23 protein-coding genes and 2 pseudogenes are annotated in these 20,259 nt (G+C 68.1%); 14 read left to right on the forward strand and 11 right to left on the reverse strand.

Annotation, left to right across the window (positions count from 1 at the left end):
- Nucleotides 1–47: 47 nt before the first annotated feature.
- Nucleotides 48–1,039 (reverse strand): annotated as a pseudogene (locus tag ACFYPN_RS07055) (IS1380 family transposase).
- Nucleotides 1,040–1,220: 181 nt separating this feature from the next.
- Between ACFYPN_RS07055 and ACFYPN_RS07060 the strand changes: the two are divergent.
- From ACFYPN_RS07060 to ACFYPN_RS07075, 4 genes are all read left to right on the forward strand, one after another.
- Nucleotides 1,221–1,976 carry a class I SAM-dependent methyltransferase gene (locus ACFYPN_RS07060; protein ID WP_358759778.1) on the forward strand — a complete coding sequence of 252 codons (756 nt, stop codon included), beginning with the start codon at nucleotides 1,221–1,223 and terminating at the stop codon, nucleotides 1,974–1,976.
- 176 nt (nucleotides 1,977–2,152) lie between these two features.
- Entirely contained in the window at nucleotides 2,153–2,983 is an 831-nt protein-coding gene (locus tag ACFYPN_RS07065; protein ID WP_358759776.1) for a sugar nucleotide-binding protein, read from the forward strand.
- Nucleotides 2,984–3,180: 197 nt separating this feature from the next.
- Nucleotides 3,181–3,969: a hypothetical protein gene (locus ACFYPN_RS07070; RefSeq protein ID WP_358759774.1), complete on the forward strand. Its 789-nt coding sequence runs from the start codon at nucleotides 3,181–3,183 to the stop codon at nucleotides 3,967–3,969.
- Between the two features lie 149 nt (nucleotides 3,970–4,118).
- Nucleotides 4,119–4,424 (forward strand): hypothetical protein, encoded by a 306-nt coding sequence (locus ACFYPN_RS07075; RefSeq protein WP_389297117.1) that lies wholly within the window; start codon nucleotides 4,119–4,121, stop codon nucleotides 4,422–4,424.
- 174 nt (nucleotides 4,425–4,598) lie between these two features.
- Here the strand turns inward: ACFYPN_RS07075 and ACFYPN_RS07080 are convergent, their stop codons facing one another.
- The 3 genes from ACFYPN_RS07080 to ACFYPN_RS07090 all read right to left on the reverse strand — a co-directional run bounded on the left by ACFYPN_RS07080 (nucleotide 4,599) and on the right by ACFYPN_RS07090 (nucleotide 6,607).
- Nucleotides 4,599–4,979 carry a hypothetical protein gene (locus tag ACFYPN_RS07080; RefSeq protein WP_389297119.1) on the reverse strand — a complete coding sequence of 127 codons (381 nt, stop codon included), beginning with the start codon at nucleotides 4,977–4,979 and terminating at the stop codon, nucleotides 4,599–4,601.
- 383 nt (nucleotides 4,980–5,362) lie between these two features.
- Nucleotides 5,363–5,797: a VOC family protein gene (locus ACFYPN_RS07085; RefSeq protein WP_389297121.1), complete on the reverse strand. Its 435-nt coding sequence runs from the start codon at nucleotides 5,795–5,797 to the stop codon at nucleotides 5,363–5,365.
- Between the two features lie 222 nt (nucleotides 5,798–6,019).
- Entirely contained in the window at nucleotides 6,020–6,607 is a 588-nt protein-coding gene (locus ACFYPN_RS07090) for a TetR/AcrR family transcriptional regulator (RefSeq protein WP_389297123.1), read from the reverse strand.
- Between the two features lie 120 nt (nucleotides 6,608–6,727).
- On the opposite strand from ACFYPN_RS07090, the gene ACFYPN_RS07095 reads away from it, so the two are divergent.
- From ACFYPN_RS07095 to ACFYPN_RS07105, 3 genes and pseudogenes are all read left to right on the forward strand, one after another.
- The gene (locus ACFYPN_RS07095) at nucleotides 6,728–7,654 is read left to right on the forward strand and encodes an NmrA/HSCARG family protein (protein WP_389297125.1); all 927 of its coding nucleotides are present in this window, start codon (nucleotides 6,728–6,730) and stop codon (nucleotides 7,652–7,654) included.
- Nucleotides 7,651–8,532, forward strand: coding sequence for a TIGR03620 family F420-dependent LLM class oxidoreductase (locus tag ACFYPN_RS07100; RefSeq protein WP_389297127.1), 882 nt, complete (start codon nucleotides 7,651–7,653; stop codon nucleotides 8,530–8,532). The genes ACFYPN_RS07095 and ACFYPN_RS07100 overlap by 4 nt, the downstream gene beginning before the upstream one ends.
- Nucleotides 8,533–8,611: 79 nt before the next feature.
- A pseudogene (locus tag ACFYPN_RS07105) lies at nucleotides 8,612–9,412 on the forward strand (transposase).
- Nucleotides 9,413–9,492: 80 nt separating this feature from the next.
- Here ACFYPN_RS07105 and ACFYPN_RS07110 read toward each other — a convergent pair.
- The gene (locus tag ACFYPN_RS07110) at nucleotides 9,493–9,681 is read right to left on the reverse strand and encodes a DUF397 domain-containing protein (RefSeq protein ID WP_389297129.1); all 189 of its coding nucleotides are present in this window, start codon (nucleotides 9,679–9,681) and stop codon (nucleotides 9,493–9,495) included.
- Nucleotides 9,678–10,556, reverse strand: a complete 879-nt coding sequence (locus ACFYPN_RS07115) for a Scr1 family TA system antitoxin-like transcriptional regulator (RefSeq protein WP_389297319.1) — start codon at nucleotides 10,554–10,556, stop codon at nucleotides 9,678–9,680. Before ACFYPN_RS07115 ends, ACFYPN_RS07110 begins: the two co-directional genes overlap by 4 nt.
- Before the next feature lie 563 nt (nucleotides 10,557–11,119).
- Here ACFYPN_RS07115 and ACFYPN_RS07120 point away from each other — a divergent pair.
- Complete coding sequence (locus ACFYPN_RS07120; protein ID WP_389297131.1) at nucleotides 11,120–12,382, forward strand: MarR family transcriptional regulator; 1,263 nt, start codon at nucleotides 11,120–11,122, stop codon at nucleotides 12,380–12,382.
- A gap of 15 nt (nucleotides 12,383–12,397) precedes the next feature.
- Here ACFYPN_RS07120 and ACFYPN_RS07125 read toward each other — a convergent pair whose 3' ends face one another.
- Nucleotides 12,398–12,841: a hypothetical protein gene (locus ACFYPN_RS07125; RefSeq protein WP_389297133.1), complete on the reverse strand. Its 444-nt coding sequence runs from the start codon at nucleotides 12,839–12,841 to the stop codon at nucleotides 12,398–12,400.
- Between the two features lie 209 nt (nucleotides 12,842–13,050).
- Between ACFYPN_RS07125 and ACFYPN_RS07130 the strand changes: the two genes are divergently transcribed.
- From ACFYPN_RS07130 to ACFYPN_RS07150, 5 genes are all read left to right on the forward strand, one after another.
- Nucleotides 13,051–13,479 carry a hypothetical protein gene (locus ACFYPN_RS07130; RefSeq protein WP_358759756.1) on the forward strand — a complete coding sequence of 143 codons (429 nt, stop codon included), beginning with the start codon at nucleotides 13,051–13,053 and terminating at the stop codon, nucleotides 13,477–13,479.
- Between the two features lie 19 nt (nucleotides 13,480–13,498).
- A complete protein-coding gene (locus tag ACFYPN_RS07135; protein WP_389297135.1) occupies nucleotides 13,499–15,820 on the forward strand; it encodes a hypothetical protein in 2,322 nt (773 codons plus the stop codon).
- Between the two features lie 25 nt (nucleotides 15,821–15,845).
- A complete protein-coding gene (locus ACFYPN_RS07140; protein WP_389297137.1) occupies nucleotides 15,846–16,520 on the forward strand; it encodes a hypothetical protein in 675 nt (224 codons plus the stop codon).
- 261 nt (nucleotides 16,521–16,781) lie between these two features.
- Nucleotides 16,782–17,417, forward strand: a complete 636-nt coding sequence (locus ACFYPN_RS07145; RefSeq protein ID WP_358759750.1) for a hypothetical protein — start codon at nucleotides 16,782–16,784, stop codon at nucleotides 17,415–17,417.
- A 174-nt stretch (nucleotides 17,418–17,591) separates the two neighbouring features.
- Nucleotides 17,592–17,900, forward strand: coding sequence for a hypothetical protein (locus ACFYPN_RS07150; protein ID WP_358759748.1), 309 nt, complete (start codon nucleotides 17,592–17,594; stop codon nucleotides 17,898–17,900).
- Between the two features lie 203 nt (nucleotides 17,901–18,103).
- On the opposite strand, the gene ACFYPN_RS07155 is transcribed toward ACFYPN_RS07150, so the two are convergent.
- The gene (locus ACFYPN_RS07155; protein WP_389297321.1) at nucleotides 18,104–18,169 is read right to left on the reverse strand and encodes a hypothetical protein; all 66 of its coding nucleotides are present in this window, start codon (nucleotides 18,167–18,169) and stop codon (nucleotides 18,104–18,106) included.
- Between ACFYPN_RS07155 and ACFYPN_RS07160 the strand changes: the two genes are divergently transcribed.
- Nucleotides 18,157–18,642 (forward strand): Tn3 family transposase, encoded by a 486-nt coding sequence (locus tag ACFYPN_RS07160; protein WP_389297139.1) that lies wholly within the window; start codon nucleotides 18,157–18,159, stop codon nucleotides 18,640–18,642. The genes ACFYPN_RS07155 and ACFYPN_RS07160 overlap by 13 nt on opposite strands.
- On the opposite strand, the gene ACFYPN_RS07165 is transcribed toward ACFYPN_RS07160, so the two are convergent.
- Genes ACFYPN_RS07165 through ACFYPN_RS07175 form a run of 3 tightly spaced genes read right to left on the reverse strand, consistent with a single transcriptional unit; the run spans nucleotide 18,528 to nucleotide 20,239 of the window.
- On the reverse strand, nucleotides 18,528–19,097 hold the full coding sequence (locus ACFYPN_RS07165) for a rhodanese-like domain-containing protein (protein WP_389297141.1): 570 nt from the start codon (nucleotides 19,095–19,097) through the stop codon (nucleotides 18,528–18,530). The genes ACFYPN_RS07160 and ACFYPN_RS07165 overlap by 115 nt on opposite strands.
- A gap of 36 nt (nucleotides 19,098–19,133) precedes the next feature.
- On the reverse strand, nucleotides 19,134–19,877 hold the full coding sequence (locus ACFYPN_RS07170; protein WP_358759742.1) for a sulfite exporter TauE/SafE family protein: 744 nt from the start codon (nucleotides 19,875–19,877) through the stop codon (nucleotides 19,134–19,136).
- Nucleotides 19,874–20,239 carry a rhodanese-like domain-containing protein gene (locus ACFYPN_RS07175; RefSeq protein ID WP_358759740.1) on the reverse strand — a complete coding sequence of 122 codons (366 nt, stop codon included), beginning with the start codon at nucleotides 20,237–20,239 and terminating at the stop codon, nucleotides 19,874–19,876. The genes ACFYPN_RS07170 and ACFYPN_RS07175 overlap by 4 nt, the downstream gene beginning before the upstream one ends.
- Between the last annotated feature and the right edge of the window lie 20 nt (nucleotides 20,240–20,259).

Here is a 20,259-nt window from a genome sequence, read left to right on the forward strand (position 1 = left end):
TGCTCCGGGATGGAACGTTCTCTTGCAGGTATGGGCGGATCTGCTGCTCAGCCGGGGTTCAGGAGCACGTCGAGACGTTCGATCGCGTCCGTGATGACGTCTGTCCAGGGCCAGTGGCGTGCGAATCTCAGGTGCTGGCGGCGGGCAGTTGTGACGATCTGGGCGGCGGCGGAGAAGAGGCGGAGCCGCAGGCGGCGGGGGGTTCGGCGGCTGGTGTCCAAGCGGTGGGCGAGACGGTGAGGGCGGCCTGGTGGATGTGGTCGGTGATGGTCATGTCGACCGAGTACGACGGCCACCTGCCGCGCTGGGCGAGCCAGGCGGTGAACTCGTGGGTGCCGCCTGCGGAGTCGGTGCGGATCAGCGTCCGGTGTCCTCGCCGGTACTTCTTCGGGAGCTGGGCCAGGGCGAGCCGGGCGGTGGTGATGTGGTCGGTGGCGGTGTTGGAGCCCGCGTTCCCGGGCCGCAATAGCGCGGCCACCGGTTCCCCGGTCCCGCCTTTCCCGTGGTCGACGAACGCCGTCAGGGGATGGTGCCCGAAGGACTTCTTCCAGGTCGCGGTGGTGTCCTGTTTCTCGGAGTGCGCCAGTACGAGCACCCCGTCGATGTCCACGATCACCTGCCCGCCGGCGTCGGGAGCCGATGGGCCGGCGAGTTTCCAGACGTGTACGCGGGCTTGGGCCCGTGCGGTTCGGATCGCGTCCAGTGCTCTCGGCCCGGCAGCGGCGAGGGCATCGATGAGTCGGGAGATGCTGGGATCCGATGCGGCCGAACCGAACACGGCCGGTTCGGCCCGCACCATGCCCGCGTCCGCCAGACAGTTCCCACCGAGCGCGACCGCGAGGGCCACATCCAGCAAGATCTTACCCGGCTCGTGCACCGTCCGCGGCTTGCGCCACGGTGTCAGTACCGTCGATATCGCCTGATCCAGACCGGACTTGCGGACCGTCTCCCCCAGCAGGACGCCTCCCGCTTGCGAGACCACCGTGCGGCCACCGCCCCCGAGGCGAACACGAGGATACAAACCGATACGCTTTTTCACCTGGGAAGTGCCTCCGACGGTGGCAGGAACAAGGGCCTCAACAATCCTTATTCTTGCTGGTCAGAGGCGTTTTTCGTTTGCCTGACCACCCGTCGGACACCAGGCTTCGCGAGAGCGTGATGCTAATTGACCGGCCCGAAAATGTCTGCGCCCCGGCCTGGTGCGGGGGTACGGTCCGCCGGTGATAGATGAAGATGGACACTTCGGAGAACGTGTAGCAGAGCACTACGACCAGTCCTCAAGTTCGGAGTTCCAGCCGGGCGTTATCGAGCAGACTGTGGAGGTTCTGGCAGAGCTCGCCGACGGCGGGCGAGCCCTGGAGCTGGCGATCGGCACGGGGCGCATCGCGCTGCCGCTCGCGCGTCGAGGCGTATCGGTGCACGGCATTGAGCTGTCCCGGGCGATGGTGGCCCGTATGCGTGCCAAGCCCGGGGCTGAGGGAATCGATGTCGCGATCGGCGACTTCGCCACCACGACGGTGGACACGAAGACGGAGGGGCCTTTCTCGCTGGCCTATCTGGTCTACAACACCATCATGAACCTGGCCAGCCAGGAAGCTCAGGTTGCCTGCTTCCGTAACGTCGCCCAGCACCTTGCTCCTGGAGGATGTTTTGTTATCGAGGTTATGGTCCCGGAACTTCGCAAGATCCCGCCCGGGCAGAACATCGTCCCGTTCCACACGAGTCCGGCAGGGTGGGCTTATACCGTCTACGACACCGTCACCCAGGACGCGACCTGCCATTACATCGAGATCGCGAAGGATGGCCGCGGCGAGGCCCGCTCAGTCCCCTTCCGCTATGTCTGGCCTGCCGAGCTGGACCTCATGGCTCAGCTCGCCGGCCTGCGCTTGCGTGACCGCTGGGACGGCTGGAACCGCCAGCCCTTCACCGAGAACAGCACCCAGCACGTCTCGGTCTGGGAGAAGCCGATCAGCTAAGAGCTGTCCCGCACTTCCTGGCGGGTGCGCGACGACAGCTACGGCACCTCGCCGCATTGTCGGGAACGTCCCCATACATCCAGTATGCGGACGCCCCTCCGCCTTGCGATGCACCGCATCCGCCGCCGCGCACTGATCCACCACGAATCGCGGGACAGCCCCTAGCGTGTATCCGCATGAGAGTGCTGATCATCGGCGGGAGCGGGTTCCTGGGTGACGAGCTGGTGCGACAGGCGGCTGTCGCCGGTCGCGTCACGGCCGCGACGTACCACTCCCGCCCAGGCAGCGCCCCCACCACCTCGTGGCACCGCCTGGACCTCCGCGATCCCCGAGCCCTTGACGAGGTCATCGACGTGGTGGGGCCCGGCGTGGTGGTCAACGCGTCCAGCGGAGAAGCCGACTGGGCCGTGACCGCCGACGGCCCCGGCCACCTTGCCCGGACCACCGCGCAGCGTGGCATCCGCCTCGTGCATGTATCCAGCGACGCCGTCTTCTCCGGCAGGCGCCGTGCCCGCTACGACGAGACGGCCCTTCCGGATCCGGTGACTCCCTACGGTGCCGCGAAGGCCGCCGCCGAGACCGCTGTGCGTCTCCTCCACCCTGCCGCGGTCGTCGCCCGGACCTCGTTGATCATCGGCGACGGCGGATCCGCCCACGAGCGAACGGTGCACGAACTGGCGGCCGGAACGCGGCAAGGGTCCCTGTTCACGGACGACATCCGCTGCCCTGTGCACGTTGCCGATCTGGCAGCCGCCCTCTGGGAGCTCGCGGTCTCCGACGCGGCCGGCGTCTTTCACCTCGGCGGAGCCGATGCCGTCAGTCGCCACGAACTCGGTCTGCTCATCGCCCGGCGCGACGGCATCGAGCCCTCCCGGCTGTCCACCGGGCGCCGGGCGGACACGGAGCTCCTGGGGGCCTTGGACGTGCGCCTGGACAGCGACGCCACCCAGCGTCGGCTGAGCGTCCGGCTGCGCGGCGCAAGGGAGTTCCTCCGCGAGGCTCGATGACGTGCGCGGGCGGGCCATGCTTGGCGTGGACGCGAGTCGCCCGCCGCCGGTCCTGGGCCCGGTCACCACGGCGCCGCATCGGGGGCACGTACCGCGACGCCAGAGTCGCATCCGGAACGGTGAGGGCGCGGCGACCTGCATATATGGCCTCTGTAAAATGACTTGACAAGTCAACTTGCTCTACTGGAGGTCGCGGCGTGAGCAGGACACGAGTGGCGGCGACGGAAGCGTTGCGCGACTGGGCCGCGAACTTCCGGACCGCCCGCCGCGACATGCTGATCGTCGCGGCGTGGCAGGCGGGTGAGACCAGCGTCTCCGTACTCGCCGAGGCCGCCCGCGTCAGCCGTCCGACCGTCTACGCGGCCCTGCGCTCGCAGGGGATCGGCCCCAACCACCGACAGAAGGGGCCCGCGGTGCTCGATGTCGGTCCGCTGGACATCGAGGGCTTTACCGGTCGGGACGAAACCGCGGAAGCGGAGTTCGACAGGGCGTTGGCCCGCTGGAAAGCGAGCCGTCCCCATGCGACTGCCGCCGAGTTCTACGACGAGGGGACGCGACTCGTCGCCCTGATGGACACCACCGCCCGGTACGTCGACGTCCGCGACCGCCTGGCACATGAGCAGGCCGCCCGTGCCGAGCGGGGCCGCCTGCTGCGACGGGTCGACCGACGGTGGGAGGCACTGAGCAGCGCTCCGGCCTGGCACGCCGCCCACCACGCCTACGTCGTCGCGGTGGGCGACGCCCGCACCGGAATCGACGAGTGGCGCGCAACCGCCGAAACCGCCCTGCTGCGCCCCTTCCACTGCAGAACCCCCCTGCACGAAACCGTGTACGAGCGGATCAGGGCCGCCGGCCACCCTGCCCTGGAGACCGCGATGGCCGACGTCGATCGTGCGCCCGCCAGGACCGCCGAGTGGCTCCTCGCCGACCTCGTCCGGGCCCACGAGCGCCGCAAGCGGCTCGTCGCCGAAACGCTTGCGCTCTGAGTCCTCCGAGTCCTCCGAGTCCTCCGAGTCCTCCGAGTCCTCCGAGTCCTCTGAGTCCTCCGAGTCCTCTGTCCGGGGTCGTCCCGTCGGCCTGTTGAGGGCGCGGTCATTGCGCCTTTGCCCCGCCGTAGGCCCCTTGCCGGCAAGAGGTGGCTGACGAGGAGCCGTGCGGTTACTGCGCCCAGGGGAGGGGGATCGAAGAGCAGCTGATCGCGGACGGCTTCAAGCGTGTGTACGTCGGGTCGGAGTGGTACGACGCACCTCGCGTCGGCCTCGCAGACGTCGACGGCAAGCCCTACTACTTGCGGGGCGACGACTACGACCACGCAGACGATTCCGTCGAGTACGGTGTTTGGCCCGCGAGCGGCGGTTCGACGCCGTCGCCCGCTACCAGGTCGAGAGGCTTCTCGATTACGGGTTCCGGTGGGGCGTTCGAGCGGACGAGGCCCCGGTGATCCCCTCAAGCTGATGCGGCTCTTCAGGAGCACCGCGCAAACCGCACACGACTCTGTCTCTGTCGGATTCCAGAGCCTCGCCGAGGCAAGATGCAGGTGTGCTCGGACCTCGCGGTTCGGGCACAGGGCTAGTCGTTGCAGCGTCCGCATCCACGAGGCGAAGGATGCGTACTCTCAGCTTTCGCTCGGCCTCCTGCCCCTCTCCTCGAGCGGATGTTTCTTCACGCGGAACGTGTAGCGGACCAGCCACACGATGTCAAAAAGCCCGCGTGTGGCAGCGTTGCCCTCCAGTAGGGCCGGGATTCCTCGTTCTTCGCGTTCCAGGCTGTCGACGACGGCATCCGTCCTCCACGATTGCAGGACGATCCCCGAAGAGATGAAGAAGGCGAATACTGTCGGGCCGATAGCAGCTTCACTGTGGAGCGGCTCCCCGACCGCAGCCGCGATGGAGATCGCTACGCAAGTAGTCTTGAGGGAGCTGCTGAGCGATTTGAGTTGCGTCAGGAGTGGGAGCGCAATCGCCCCCATGACCCCCACTGCTGTTCCTATTTCCATAGTCACCACCGGCCGCCATGCGGCCTCCCATGAGAGCCACTTACGTATGGCTTGCGCCGATGTTGGACGCTGTTGCCCAGTGATATGAGGTTCCCCCGAGGTGCGGAACAACCGAGTTGTGGCGACCGCCTTGAAGCGCCGGCCCCCGTCGACATGGCTCCGGCGAAGAAAGATCCGGCGGTGCTGCGTCAGCAACTCGTCGGGCAGAGAGTGATGAACTCGGTGAGGCGCGCGGAGGGGTGCCGGGGATCATCCTGGGCGACGGAACCGAGACCGGTCCCCGCCGATGCTGTCCCTGATCGGTGTGTGGTCTGCCACCGCCACGCCGTGGTGGTATCAGAGGTCCTACGGAGACGTTTCGGCGGCTACCGCTCGGAGGAGACTCAGTCGAGGCAGAACTCGTTGCCCTCAACGTCCTGCATGACGATGCAGGACTCGTTCTCGCCGTCAGCGTGCATCGTTCGCACATGTACCGCGCCGAGCGCGACCAGTCGTGCGCACTCGGCCTCGAGGGCGGCAAGGCGCTCCGCGCCCACGAGCCCGGTACCGGCCCGCACATCGAGATGCAGCCGGTTCTTGACGACCTTGCCTTCGGGAACTCGCTGGAAGAGCAGCCGCGGACCCGCACCCGAGGGATCACTGCACGCGAAGTAGGTCACCTGCTCCGCGGGCGGCAGCGAGCGGTGGTACTCCTCCCACGTGGCGAAACCCTCCGGGACCGCCAGTACGACGTACCCCAGCACTTCACACCAGAAGGCGGCGAGGCGCGCAGGTTCCGCGCAGTCGAAGGTCACTTGGAACTGCTTGATCGTTGGCATCGGGGCACCGTACCAAGGGTGCCTTGCCGCCCTTCCCCCAGGTAGATCACCACGCCGGACGGTTCCGGGGCGGGCGGGGTGGGGCAGGGCAGGGCGGGGCGCGAGGCGGGAGTTGGAGCGACCTAGGACAGGCCCGAGGGTGGCGGGAGCCCAGGGATCTCAGGGCGATGGCAAGGCTCTACTGGTCCTCGCGTGTCATGTCGGACGATCTTCTATGCGCCGTCAGTGCTGGCGCACCCCGTCGATGACGAGTGTCAGCAGGCGGTCGGTTTCGGCCGCGCCGTCACTGTCGTGTTCGGTGGCAAGCGCAATGGCCCCGACGAGTTTGAGCAGCTGGGCGATGGTGACTTCGGGGCGTACGGCGTGCGCTTGGTGAGCACGCGCGAGTAGTTCGCTGCCGGCGTTCACGATGAGTGTGTGGCATGTGTCCCCGAGCGTCGGATCGCCGGCACCAGGCATCAGAGCTGCCCCCAGGCCCTTGTTGGTTACGGCGTGTGCCCCGACGGCGCGTAGCCAGGTGACGAGCGCGGTTTCCCGGTCAGGCTCGGTCGCGAGGTCGCGCGCCTTGGCACAGAGGGTCTCCACCCGGTCTTTGAAGACGGCCTCCAGCAGCGCCTGCCGGGAGGGGAAGTGCCGGTGCAGTGTGGCTGATCCGACCTCGGCATGGCGCGCGATCTCCTCCAGGGAGGCTTCAACGCCGTGCTGGGCAATGGCAGCCCCGGCGGCGGCCAGGATCCGTTCATGGTTGCGCCGCGCGTCGGCGCGCATGGGACGCCTGGGCGAGGACGGCATGGTGGCGTCATGGGACACGGGAGCTCCTGACGGCTTGCTAACCGGGGTGGTCCTCCATATCGTATCGAGCATTAACCGGAGGGTCACCCCATTTATGGGTGTGCCCCTCCCCGGTGTGTGTGAGATCCAGGAGAGACAGTGGAACCAACGGACAAGACCATCGTCGTGACGGGGGCGACCGGCCCGCAGGGCCGGGCAGTCACCAGGCATCTGCTTGACGGTGGCTGGCAAGTGCGCGCCCTCACGCGCAATCCGGAGGGCGCTCCGGCCAAAGCCCTGGCGGGAGCCGGGGCGCAGATCGTACGCGCGCAGATGGAGGACATCTCCTCTCTCGTCGACGCTGCCGAAGGCGCCTACGGGCTGTTCAGCGTCCAGCCCACGGTGGGCTCACCCGGCACGGCGGCGGACTTCTCCGCCGAGGACGAGGTCCGCTGGGGAATGAACATCGCCGAGGCCACCCACACCGCCGGCATCAAACACCTTGTCTTCAGCTCGGTCGCCGGCGCGGACCGCCACGACAGTGAGGCGCTGCCGCAGAACCTGATCAGCAAGTGGCAGATCGAGCAGCACCTCGCGAAGCTCGGCCTGCCCGCCACGATTCTGCGGCCGGTGTCCTTCATGGAGAACTACACCGGTGAATACGCCCTGCAAGGAGGCAACCTGATCTCCGGTATCGCCCCCGAAGCTCCGCTGCAGATCATGGCCGTGGACGACCTCGGTTTCGTCACCGAGCTGGCCTTCTCCCGGCCCCAGGAGTGGATCGGGCGATCGACGACCCTGGCCGGCGACGAACTGACCCCGGTCCAGATCGCCGCGCACATCGAGACGGCAATCGGGCGCCCTCTTCCGTACGCCCAGATCCCAATGGAAACCATCCGTGCCGTCAACGAGCAGTTCGCGTTCGCCCACGAGTGGTTGAACGAACGCGGCTACCGCGCCGACATCTCCGCCACACGGCGGATCCACCCCGCCGCGATGGACTTCCGCACCTGGTTGGAGCGAACCGGTGCGGCCCAGATCACGGCATTCCTGGACGCCCAGGACGTGGAGGGACAAGACGCGTGAGCGATCAGAGGCCCCACCTCGGGCGAATCGGCATCTGGGCCGGCGAACTCGACACCTGTTCGGCAGCCGGTGTCCGAGAGGCCGCGACCACCATCGAGGAGCTCGGCTTCGGCACCTTGTGGTTCCCCGAGACGGCAGGGCGGGAAGCGATGGCACAGGCCGGGATCCTGCTGTCAGAGACCCGCCGGATCGTGGTGGCGGCCGGCGGCACGGATATATACGCGCGCGACCCCGTGACGACCGCCGCCGCACAGCGCACCCTTGAGGAGGCATTCCCCGGACGCTTCCTGCTCGGCCTGTGGGACAGCCACCCCAGCCTCGCCGAAGACATCCGAGGCCACCGCTACGGCCCCCCACTGCCCACCATGCGCGCCTACCTCGACGCACTGGACGCCGCCCCGTTCGGGCCGCCAGCCACGGGCCCCTCACCCCACCGCGTACTCACGGCCCTGGACCCCGGCATGCTCGCACTCGCCGCCGAACGAGCCTGGGGCGCAACCCCGTTGGGCATGCCGGTCGAACACACCCGCACCTCCAGAGCGGCACTCGGCCCCACCGGACTCCTGGCCGTCACCCAGTTGTGCGTGCTGGGCCCGGACCGCCCGCACACCGCTGCCCTGGCTCGCACCACGGCAGCAGCCGCCCTGCCCAACCGCCGCACCCTGCTCCCCGCCCTGGGATACGAGAACGTGGACGCGCTCGACGACCGACTCGTCGACGCACTCGTGGCCCACGGCACCGCCAAGGACATCGCCCGCCGCGTCCATGAGCACCTTGACGCCGGGGCCGACCACGTCAGCCTCCACCTCCTCACCACCACACCCCACACCCCGCCCACACAGCAGTGGAAGCAACTCGCAGTACACCTGCTGCCCTGACCCGGCCCGGGAACGTGGCGAACAGGCGCGGCTCTGCCGTTCTCGCCGCCCTGTTCGCTGAGCAAGCCGAGGAGATTTCTTGTCCTCCGTGCCGTCATCCCTCTTTGAGCCTTCTTGGGAACAGTTCTCGGCTCTCCTGCCCGAACGACGCGAGTTCCACCCCACGCATCCGCTGGGCTGCCACCTGCCAGCGTCGAAGCGTTCCCGACAGGATGGTGTTCGGACTGGTCCTCGAAGCCCTGGTACACGGCTCCGGATACGAACGAGTCGCCACCGCTGACTGCTCGGACTGGACCATCCGCAACAGGCTCCGAGAGTGGAGCAACCTGGGACCGGCACACGAACCGCACCGCATCGCGCTGAACGCATACGACACGATAATCGGCCTAAAGCTGTCCGAGCTCTCCGCCGACGGCTGTCACACCATGGCCCCGTGCAAGGGCGACAAGGCAGGGCCGTTGCCAGTGGACCGGGCCAAGCAAGGGCTCAAGCGCTCCACCCTGGTCGACGGCGGCGGGATACCGCTCGGCCTCGCCTCAGCCGACGCCAATCGGCACGACTCGGTCCTGCTCGAACCGACCATCGAAGCCGCCAAGCACCGGTCGGGAACCTGCCCACCAACGCCACCGTGCATCTCGATTCGGCCTATGACGGCGAGCCCAGCCGCCGGGTCCTCGCCGACCACGGCCTCATCGGCGAGATCGCCCGCAAGGGCGTGCCCGCTCCGATCTAATTCGGCATGCGCTGGGTGGTTGAACGCACCCAATCCTGGATGAACGGCTACGGCTAGATCCGCCACTGCTTCGAACGCGATGGCCGAGTGGTCGACTTCTCCCTCTACCTCGCAGCCGCGTAGGTCACCGTGCGTGCCTTCATTTGAGGTGCAAGAAAGCTCTACTGGTGGCCGAGCCGCCCAACTGCACGTCGCCTGAGATGACGCCTAACCTCGGTCGCCCTTAGTCAGCTCTGGGTGGCGTAGGAGACGAAGGCGTCCCACGCGGCGGGGGAGAGGGCGAGTTCGGGGCTCCGCTGGTCCTTGGAGTCCCGGACGTGGATCGCCGTCGTCCCGTGAGCCACCTCGATGCAGGCGTCACCGTCGGAGCCGCTGTAGCTGCTCTTGAACCAGGCCAGTTCGGCGATGCTGCTCATACCGCTCCTCGCAGTTGCTTCAGCAGGCTCCTGGAGTCCTCGGAGTTGAGAGCCTGTGAGCGCAGTTTCGCATACCGCTGAAGCGTGATGCTGACCTCTTTCGGGTCTGAGATCAGCATGCCGCCGCGTTGTCCTTCTGCGTAACCGAACCACTTGTGTTCCTGTGATTCCAGGAGCATCAACGGGCCGTCGAACCCCGCGTGGTCCGGCTGATAGCGCGGCATGATCTGCAACTCCACGTTGAACTGCGACGACCGCTCCATGAGGCCGTCGAGCATCTCCCGCATCACGTCCGGCCCACCTGTGCCGCGCTCGATGAGTGCCTGTTCGATGATGAAGCTGAAGGCGATCGGCGGCCGACGCTCGAACAGTTGGTGGCGCTCCAAGCGGGCGGCGACCTGCTTGGCTACCTGCTCCTCGTCTTTCACCGGCGGAACGCTGACCGTCACGGCTTGGGCGTACCGCTCGGTCTGGAGCAGCCCCGGGATGACCCTGCACTCGTAGGTCCACAAGGTCACCGCTTGCGTCTCCAGCCGAGCCCACTGCCGGAACCAACTCGCCAGCCCCGCCTGCCGCGAGAGATGTGGCGCGGCTTTGCGCAGGGCTCCGGTGCCTCCGAGTACCGGCTCGGCGCGTTCCACGAAGTCGCGGTCCGGCATCCGGCGGCCCTGCTCGATCGAGGCGACCGTGTGCTTGGAGTAGCCCACCTTGTCGGCGAACTCCTCGCGGGTGAGGCCCGCGTGCTCCCGCAATGCCTGGACGACCGCGCCGAACGTGCGCATGCTGTCCGACACCCCGGGCTCGGCGCCGGCTCCCGCGCCCGTGCCTCCTGCCGCAGCTTCTGCGGCACCGTCTTCCGTGTTCCCGTAGCCCACCGTCGGCCACCCTTCGCGCGAACCCACCCCGGCGTCCTGCTTCTGACCTTGTCGCACCGTCACGCGAACCAGGCACCGTGCGTGCGCGCGTGACCTCACAGCGTACGCGTGGGGAGTGCGGGGCGCCCGGGTGTTCCCCTCATCCGCGGGACGCTCGACGCTGCCTCCGTAGCTGCTCATCCCTAGGGGTGTACGGGCTCCGGAACTCGGGTCCCGAGTCTCGGGGTTCGAGCATCGATTGCCCTCTTGTCACTCGTTCGAGGGGTGGCAAGGGTGCCCGGGTCGGCGCTTGAGCTTCGGGCTTCATGGGTCGAGATCCGGGGTTCGGTATTCGAGCGGTGTTCTTCACCCGGGAGGTAGGTAGGTGGGTAGTTAGGGGGATTTGAGGAAACCACCCCACCTCCCTCCCACCCCGTCACGGCCAGCAAGTATGACTAATGGTGATCAAGTTGCAGCGGAGAGTGGCGGCTGCTTACGGTGCCCTCAACGAATCGACCCCGACGCGGTGTTGTCGCACCAGGCCGGGGTCTCACCAAAGATCGACAACCCAGAAAGACGATCTCGTGGCTACCCAGCACTTTAGCTCCGCCCTGCCCGCCCCCGCAGCTTCCCGCCCGTACCGCAGGGCCAATTCCGGCTACGGCAAGCAGTCCGTTCCCGGTCAAGGACCGCCCGTCGCAAGCGACTTCGCCTTCCTGCCGGAGCGCGAGCGGTATGTCGCCCGATATGTCGACCACTTGCCCGACGGTGCCGCGATGGACATCAAGTCGCTGGCCAAGGACCTGCCCCTGTACGGCCAGATGGCCATCGGTACCGCCCTGCGTGCTCTTGGCGTGGCCGGGCACCTGCGGCGGGTCCGCAGGCGGGCACAGGGCGAGGGCGCCTGCCGGTGGGTGACGCGCACCTTCTGGTCCCGCACCGCCCATGACAACGAGTGGTGGACCGCCCGGCTCGAAGGCGATGCCGCCGCGCAGGAGCAGTCCTGCGCACCCTCTGCCGAGCCGGGCACCACGTCGGGGCACGGGACCGAACCGGTCGTCCCCCGGCAGCGCACCGCAGAATCGGCCCCGGACGAGCCTCCGTCCTCGGAGTCCTCGGAGTCCTCGGAGTCCCCGGAGTCCCCGGAGTCCCCGGACCGGTCCCCGGACCGGTCCGCGGAAGCAGCCGCCGTGGCCGACCAAGGCCCCGGCCCCAGTTCCGGCCCCAACCCCGGCCCTGCCCCCGGCACGAGCCCGACGGGACCCCCGGCGGAGGAGCGCGCGTCCATCGCTTCGGCCTCTGCGGCACCACCTGCCCCTGGCGCTCCACGGGCCCCTGGGACCCCGCCGACGACCGGAGGTCCCTCTCCCGCGTACCGCGCCCTCGCCGAACTCGGGCGCCGCGAACCCCGCTTGGCGCTCTCCGCCGCCGACTGTGCGGCCCTGGAGCCCTTCGCCACCGCCTGGTTCGCGCGCGGTGTCAGCGCCGAGTACCTGACCTCGGCGCTCACCGCCGGGCTCCCCGAGCAGGTCGGCTCACCTGTCGGGCTGGTGCGCCGACGCCTCACCGACAAGATGCCGCCCCAGCTTCCCGAGGTGCCCACCCCGCCGCCGGCCCCGGGACCGGGTTCCCCCGGCGCTCCCGTACGAGGGCTTCTGGTCGAGTGCACCGAATGCGGGCGCCCCGGCAGGCCGGAGGCGCTCCCGGACGGCCTCTGCGCCCCGTGCCGTACCGCGCACCAGACGGCGCAGTCACCCGACCCGGCGGCGGCACCGGCACCCGCCCCGCTCGAACGCGATGTTCCGGCGCTCGTCGCAGGTCTCCGCAACCTGATGCGCAGCCCTTGACCGGCAGCACGGGCATCAGGCGGCGCTCAGGCCCTGCCTCTCGAAGAACCATTCCTGGGTCAGCGAAGCGAGCAGCTCAGCGGCGGCGGACTCCGTGACGGGGTGAGTCCACGCGCGCACCTGCTCGGCGGTGGGCGGCAGGAACGGGAAGGACGGACGGATGTGCGCACGCCCCTCCTCGTCGATCTGCCACTCCTGCGTCCGACAGCCCCGGGGGTCGGTGACCGACCGGTCCATGACGGCCAGGGCGTCCCTGGCCCAGTCCTCGTGCCGCCGGAGCCCGGTCAGCGCGAAGGTGTACACGTCGTTGAGGAGTCGCTCCAGCGCGGCGTCCCAAGCCGTCTTGTCGATGTCGACGGGCTTCAATCGGCCTCCGGCCGGGCGGTCACGGGCGGGCAGGGACGTGAGGATGATGTAGGGCGGACCAAGCGTGGAATCGTACTTCAGGACAGTGTTCACATTCTTGCCCCGCTGAGGGGTCCCCGCAGGCCGGACGGTCGCACCCCCACTGCCCCACTCACCGTTTCGCTCGCTTTCGCCCGGAATTCGGGTCGCGGAATCCTCACCGGCCATCCGGGCACCGCCGGTGGCACAGGCGATACGGTGATCGGGTCGGTGGCCGCGTGCATACGGTGGAGCGGCCTGCACGGAGGGACTTGGGGGAATTCGTGACGTTCGAGCAAGAATGGGCCGAGCTGCGCGCGGCGGCGGCCCAGCGGACAGCCATGCAGATCGACCATGTTCCGGCCGACGGCGGCGGGGGTGGTGGCGGCGGGGACCTGGTGGTCAATCGGGACGACCTCGGCGCCATCGGTAATGCCGCCTACGACCTGCGGGTTCGGCTGGCGAAGGAGGGCGACATCGCCCGCGTCTCGACGGCCGACGCGGCGACGGCGCTGACCGGCGCGAACTTCACGAGCGGCGCAGCCGTGCTGAAGGTGCACGACTTCTGGCAGACCCATATGCGGACGCTGCTGGACTCCTGCGCGCAGATCTCGAATCACCTCGATTACACCAAGGCGCAGAACGCCAAGGACGAGGCGAAGATCGACGGAGATCTGACGAAGATATCCGTGCTCACTGAATACATGAACTAGGGCTCGGGGGAGCACGCGCATGCTGAAGTTCGAGGACATAGTCGATGCCCCGGTGGCGAAGCTCAAGGCCGCCGCCGACGACTGGTCGGAGATGGCGGGGAAGCTGGAGAAGCTCGCCACCGACGCCGCCAACGGGATGAAGGCCAAGGCGGACGGGGCTGCCTGGGAGGGCGTCAACGCGGGGGTCACCAAGTCGTTCATCGGCAAGACGGCCAAGGAGTTCACGGACGCCGCCGCCGAGGCCAAGGGCGTGAAGTCGATCTTCGACGACGGGTACGCGCTCTTCAAGAAGGCCAAGGACGACCTGGTCAGCATCCGCGACCACGAAGGTCCCGCCGCGGGTGTGCGCGTCGACGGTCGGGGTCACGTCACCGCGCGGAGCCCGCTGTCCGAGAACAACGCGGCGCGGCACGACCCCGACTACAGCGACCTCCTGCGGCAGGAGAAGGCGAACATCGAGTCGTGGCAGAAGAGGATCGACCTCATCGTCGACAACTGCAACGACGCCGACCTCTCCTTCAAGAACTCCCTCGAGGCCAACGTCACCGGCCGCAAGGACTTCAGCGCCCCGACGTACACGAAGCTGGACCAGGAGGAGGCCGCACGGGCGGCCGCCCTGGCAGCCAAGGGCCGGGACCTCACCCACACCGAACTCCAGCAGCTCAACGAGCTTCTGAAGGACAACAGTTCGTCGGTCGAGTTCTCCAAAGACTTCTACAACAAGCTCGGCCCCGAGAAGTCGCTCGCGTTCTTCGGCCAGCTCTCCACGGACACGTACGAGTACGGCAAGGTCGACCCGGAGCGCCTCAAGGACGTCCAGGAGCTCCAGAAGAACCTCGGCCTCAACCTGGCGAGCGCCTCCAAGGACCAGGAGTTCACCGACAAGTGGGGCCCGGAGCTCCGCAAGTTGGGTACGGAGCGCATTCCGCTGGCCAAGAACGACTACGGCGGCCCGTACGGGTACCAGCTGCTCGGCGGGATCATGCGGTACGGGAACTACGACCCCAAGTTCCTCAACCCGATCGCCGAACACGTGGCGCAGCTCCACCAGAAGGACCCGTACATGTTCGCCGACAACAAGGTGGTGAACAGCCCGTTCAAGAACCCGTTCAACCCCTCCGGGGTGGACGGGGCGGGCTACGACCCGGCCACCGCCATGCTGGAAGCGCTGGGCAACAGTCCGGAGGCGGCGAAGAAGTTCTTCTCCGACCCGCCGACCGCGTACAACGAGGACGGCACGGTCAACACCGGAGCCAAGGCCAACCTCGGCAAGGGGATCGACAACTACCTCGACTTCTTCGGCAACGAGAAGTGGGAGTCCTTCCCCGACGTCAACTCGCTGGACGACAAGGAGCTCAAGGCGTCGCTCGATCAGATGCCCGACGCCCTCGGCCACGCGCTGGAGGCGGCGACCCTCGGCTACCCGGCCGGGCACCCGGACGCCGACGTGGTCCGGGACGCCGGCAACGCGGGTGTCATGCAGCAGGTCATGGAGAAGTACGGGGCGGACGCGGGCCTGCTCAAGCATCAGAGTGCGATGGCCGACAGCCTGGGAACCATGGGTGCCGGCTACATCGATGACATCAACTGGGCGCTGGACAAGGGCAACACGGACAGCGTGTTCGCACCTGACAGCACAGAGGGCCACATCGACTTCGAAGACGACACTGAGGGCCGGGGTGTCGCGCGTGGATTCCTCAGCGCTCTCGGTCAGCACCCGGATGCCTACGCGACGCTCTCGACCGCGGAACAGGTCTACACCCGAAGTGTGCTGGAGGACCAGGTCGGTCCGGACGGGGTGATCGACAAGGGTGGCGCCCGGTCGACCGTGCACGTCGGCGCGGAAGTCCAGGGGATGCTCGACCAGTCCCGGGCCGACCAGGTGCAGGCCGAGCACATGAAAACCCATGAGGACTACGAGAAGGCCGTCGCGAAACGCTCGGGGTGGGTGGAATTCGGTGCTGCGGCAGGGGTAGCCGCAGGTGTCGCCTTCCTGCCCGCCACGGCGGCGGTCGGCACGGCCGCTGTCCTGATTCCCCTGGCCACCGACACGGCCAGCGGCGCGACCGAGCAGGTTCTCGGACAGTTCATCGGCGATTTGTCGGACAACTCGGTCGACAAGAGCAAGGAGAAGGCCGAGGAGCTGACGGAGCAGGACTGGAACAGAATCTATCGAGCCGGAGAGTCCATGGCCGAGGCGCCGATGGAAGGATTCCTCGTGCACCACACCTCGGACCAGGACAGCGAATTCCGCCAGGACATGAAGGAATCCATGAGGCTCGGCTATTCGACCGGAAACGACCGGGAGAATCAGCAGGGCAGAGCGCCTGAAACAGACTGATGGGTATATGGGTACCGGTGAAGGGATGAAGATCGTGGGACTGGGGCGGGCGGGGCGCGTTACTGCCGCTGTGGGGTTGGTCGTCGTGCTGGGGGCGGGGGCGGGGGCGTGCGGCTCGGACGAAGATGCGGGGGACTCCTACATGAGTGCTGACAAGGTCTGTGACGGCCTGTTCGAAGGTCCACTGGCCAAGAAGGTCGAGCGGATCACGGCGACAACTGAGTTCTCCGACAACGGTGACGAGGGCCTGGAGAAGGTCGCGAAGGCGCTCAAAGCCGGATACGGGTCGGGACACAGCTGGGGAAAAAGCGCGACGCTGTGCGAGCTCAGCCCGAAGGAAAGGGAGAAAGTCACTGAAACCGCTGAGCTCAGCTTCTTCATGTACGCACCCCAGGACATCGAGGATCTCCGCACCGCGCCCGGGACGGTGACGTACACGATGGGAAAGAGATCCGAAGCGAGAGGCGCCGGAGCGTCGATCTACCTGGAATGTGTGAGTTCGCAGTTGAAGGGATCGAGTACCAATCCCCTTCGCATTTATGGGGGTTTCTCGAACAAGACCGGTGCCGCCAAGGGCACGGGCGACGATCAAGAGATCAACATGGAGATCCTCCACGCCGGCGCCCTGTCCGTGGTGAAGAAGCTCGACTGCGAGAACAACGCGGGGCTGCCTGAGACTCCCGTCCTCACGACGAAGTAGGCCGGCGAGCCCGTGGGGAGAGGATGAGCCCACCGGCTCAACCTGGCTCTCCTGCAGGCGAACGGAAGAAGTGGTGTACCCGGGGAGGTCACGGTGGGTCGATGTCGGGCCGTGGCAGCCGCCGCCTTCCTGACCGCGGCCGCGGTGCTCATATCGCTGGCGACCGGCGACCGGCGACCGGCGACCGGCGACCGAAGGAACAGAAGGGTGCGGACAGTGATCAGTCGTTGGCCAGTACGTCGAGGGCTTCTGGCTGCGGCCATGGCCGGCTCGTTGTTCATGGGGGCCACCGGATGTGGGGGCGACGAGGACAAGACCTCGAAGGCGGCCGACGAGGCCGTGGCAGGGACGCATCTCTGCGGCGGGAACGCGATGTCCGCCGAGGCGGCGAAGGCCCTGAAGGTGATGACGGGCTCCTCGCGGTTCGAAGCGTCGGCGGAGAAGTACACCGTCGCCCAGGCTGCGGAGAACCTGGTCGCGGCGTATCCGACCACCCCCACCGACGGTACCGAGGACGCCTGCCTCGTCTTCACGCCCATCGGCACGCCGGAGGTCGAGCTCAAGATCAGCTGGCAGCTGGCCGACGAGGTGGCGACAGGCGTCCCGGGCGAGGAGTTCGTCGCGCTGAAGATGGGGGAGTGGGCCACGGCCTCCCCGGAGAGCGCGTATCTCCAGTTCGGTTGCAAGAGCGAGAAGTTGGGGAACTCCGCAGAAGCGGCGCACGTGGAGATCGAGGTGCAGCGCTGGGGCATGCCCAAGAAGCCCGATGACGAGAACGGGGCGCTGAAGGACGCCTACGCGACCGTGGCCCACTCCTTCTCCCTGGCCATGGCCAGGGAGCTGCACTGCGAGGGGAACGGCGGGCTCCCTGCTCGGCCCGCGCTGAATCCGGCGTAAGGGCCGTTTCCCTGCGGCTGCGTCTTTGGCCTGCCCCTGTGCCTGCCCATGCACCCGCGCCTGTCCCTTCGCCTGCCCGATGAGGGCGGCCCTTCCTGTCCGCAGGAGGGGCCGCCCTCCCGCTGTCGTCAGAAGTCGTGCCCCGGCGACGGGGACACCGGGCATGATGTGGGCGTGGGACACCTTTCTGTCGACGTGCGTGCGTCGCTGCGCTTCTTCGCCTTCTTCCTGGCAAACGGCACCCTCGACGTCGACCTGCTCGACGGTTTCGACTACCGGCCGGCTCTCTTCCAGTTCGGTTCGCCGTTGGAGCAGGTCTTCGCCATCTATGGCAATGTGCTGGAAGTCGACGCAGACGGCCAGGTGCTGAACGACGGGGACGCGCAGTACCGTGCCGCACAGTGGATTCGCCGCTTCTGCGACCCGACTTACGAGGTCGAGCCGCCGTTCCAGGCGTGGGAGACCGAACTCCACGGCCCGTGAACGAGCCGGTAGTCCTCGCGAGGCGGCGCGCTCGTACCAAGAGCGATGCGAAGGCGGCAGCCGGGCGATAGGACGAACCAGACGTCCCCAACGAGACCACTGTGCTCGGTCGAGGCCGTCAACGAGGGCCTTTCGGCGGCACGTTCACTGCCGGCGCCGGCCTGCCTTCTCCTCCGGCCCACGACTGGCCGCCGCTCGCGACCTCAGGCGGCCGGCTGCTGGAGTGCGTCGTTGGGGTGCTTGCCTTCCTCGGTCAGTGAGTACTCCACGCGGGGCGGTACCTCGTCGTAGGCAGCCGACGCAGCTCGCCGAAGCGGCGGTCGTCGTCTACGTCAACACACTGCGGATGCGGGAAGCCCCGACCGACGACAAAGGGGCGGACAAGCTCACCGACGCGGACATGAGGGCGCTGTCGCCACTGTTCTGGACCCGTGTGAATCCGTACGGCCGGTTCGAGCTGGACATGAACAGCCGTCTCGATCTGGATTTGTCCATCCGGGCTGCGGTACCCGGCCCACGCACCCCGCAGGGGGAGCCGTCGCAGCCTCGGCGTAACACCGGGGCCGGGCACCCTGGCGCCGAACAGCCCGCGAGGGCAACCCTCAGCTGCCCTTGCGCGCGTCGCGGTCAGTTGTGTCGCAGGGCGGCGAGGGTGTTGTTGAGGTCGGTGCGGTTGGTGCGGTTGTGGGGGAGTTTCCCGAGCAGGGAGGCCATGGCGCAGCTGTTGGAGAGGGCGGAGTAGACGAGGCCGGCGGCGATGCCGGCGGCGATCAGCTGGAAGGCGGGGTGGACCACTTGGCCGAGGAGCAGCCCGAACAGGACGAGGGAGCCGGCGGTGAGCCGGACTTGGCGGTCCATGGCCCATGTGGGCGCTGTGCTGGTGGCCGGACGGTGCAGTTCTCCCCCTGCCGAGGTCCAGGCGACGGTTCCGCCTTCGAGGCTGGCGGCGGGTATGCCGTGGGAGGACAGTGTGGTGCCGGCGTTCTGCGAGCGGGCGCCGGAGGCGCAGACCAAGAGGAGGTCGCCGCGGTCGGCCGCCTCGCGGAGGGCGGGCAGGGCGTCTGCGAGGTCGTCGAGGGGGATGTTGTGTGCGTGGGGCAGGTGTCCGCCGGCGTATTCGCCGGGGGTGCGTACGTCGATGACGACGAGGGTGTGCAGGCGTTCGCGGACGGCGCTGGCGGTGAGAGTCGAGTGCATGGATCTGTCGTGTCCTTCGGTTCGGGTGCGGCGGGGTCAGATGAAGGTGTCGAGGAGCATGAGGGCGACCACGGCGAGCAGGACGTAGGCGAAGACGTGCTGCAGGCGGTTGCCGGTGATCTTCGCGGCGAGGCGTTTGCCGTCCCAGGCGCCGAGTATCGCGGCTCCGGTGAAGGGTGCGATGACGGCCCAGTCGAGGCCGTCGGCGGTGCCGGTGCGGGTGGCGAGCGCGGCGAGCGAGTTGACGATGATGACCAGCAGGCTGGTACCGACGGCGGACTTCATGCGCAGGCCGAGGGCGCCGACGAGGGCGGGCACGGCGAGGAATCCTCCGCCGACGCCGAGTACGCCGGTGACGGCGCCGAGGCCGGCTCCTGTTCCTGCGGCCCTGACCGGCCGCACGGGTCGGTCCGGTGCGGGGCGGCTGGGGCGGAGCATGCGCCAGGCCGCGAGTGCGGCGATCACCGAGAACGCGACGGTCAGTACGGGGGCGGGGACGCGTCCGGCGGCGAGGCCGCCGAGCATGGCGGGACCGACGCCCGCGGCGGCGAACAGCAGTCCGGCCCGCCAGCGGACGTTACCGTCACGGGCATGGGCGACCAGAGAACTGATGGATGTCGCGGCGACGATGATCAGGCTGGCGGTGGTGGCGGCGACGGGACTGAAGCCGAGCAGGTAGATCAGCGCGGGCACGGCCAGGACGCTGCCGCCTCCGCCGAGTCCGCCCAGGGCCAGGCCGACCACCGCTCCCGCCACGAGGGCGAGAATGAGCACGCTCATATGACGGTTCCCGCCGCCCCGGCGGTGTCCTGGATCGGCAGTCCCTGGCGGACCCACGCTTTCAGGCCGCCGGTGACGTCGACCGCGTCCAAGCCCCGGTCACACAGCAGGCGGGCGGCATGCTGCGAACGCTGCCCGGAGCGGCAGATCAGCACGAGGCGTGAGCCGGCCGGGACGCCGGGCACCTCTCCTCCGGCCGTCAGCAGGGACAGCGGCAGGTGCTGGGCGCCGGGGATGTGCCCGGCCTGCCATTCCTCGGTCTCGCGTACGTCCAGCAGGACAGCGGTGGGTGCCTGGAGCAAGTGGTGGGCCTCCACGACGCCGAGGCGACCGGGGCCGGGACCGGTACGGAAGATGGGCATGGTGGGACTCCTCTCGGTGG

The sequence above is a fragment of the Streptomyces sp. NPDC005576 genome, assembly GCF_042871745.1.
Classification (GTDB): Bacteria; Actinomycetota; Actinomycetes; order Streptomycetales; family Streptomycetaceae; genus Streptomyces.

Bases quoted from the DNA above. Each gene is read 5' to 3' on its own strand.
- ACFYPN_RS07065 (WP_358759776.1), top strand. From the start codon at position 2,153: ATGAGAGTGCTGATCATCGGCGGGAGCGGGTTCCTGGGTGACGAGCTG.
- ACFYPN_RS07080 (WP_389297119.1), bottom strand. From the start codon at position 4,979: ATGGAAATAGGAACAGCAGTGGGGGTCATGGGGGCGATTGCGCTCCCA.
- ACFYPN_RS07085 (WP_389297121.1), bottom strand. From the start codon at position 5,797: ATGCCAACGATCAAGCAGTTCCAAGTGACCTTCGACTGCGCGGAACCT.
- ACFYPN_RS07110 (WP_389297129.1), bottom strand. From the start codon at position 9,681: ATGAGCAGCATCGCCGAACTGGCCTGGTTCAAGAGCAGCTACAGCGGC.
- ACFYPN_RS07135 (WP_389297135.1), top strand. From the start codon at position 13,499: ATGCTGAAGTTCGAGGACATAGTCGATGCCCCGGTGGCGAAGCTCAAG.
- ACFYPN_RS07140 (WP_389297137.1), top strand. From the start codon at position 15,846: ATGAAGATCGTGGGACTGGGGCGGGCGGGGCGCGTTACTGCCGCTGTG.
- ACFYPN_RS07145 (WP_358759750.1), top strand. From the start codon at position 16,782: ATGGCCGGCTCGTTGTTCATGGGGGCCACCGGATGTGGGGGCGACGAG.
- ACFYPN_RS07165 (WP_389297141.1), bottom strand. From the start codon at position 19,097: ATGCACTCGACTCTCACCGCCAGCGCCGTCCGCGAACGCCTGCACACC.
- ACFYPN_RS07170 (WP_358759742.1), bottom strand. From the start codon at position 19,877: ATGAGCGTGCTCATTCTCGCCCTCGTGGCGGGAGCGGTGGTCGGCCTG.
- ACFYPN_RS07175 (WP_358759740.1), bottom strand. From the start codon at position 20,239: ATGCCCATCTTCCGTACCGGTCCCGGCCCCGGTCGCCTCGGCGTCGTG.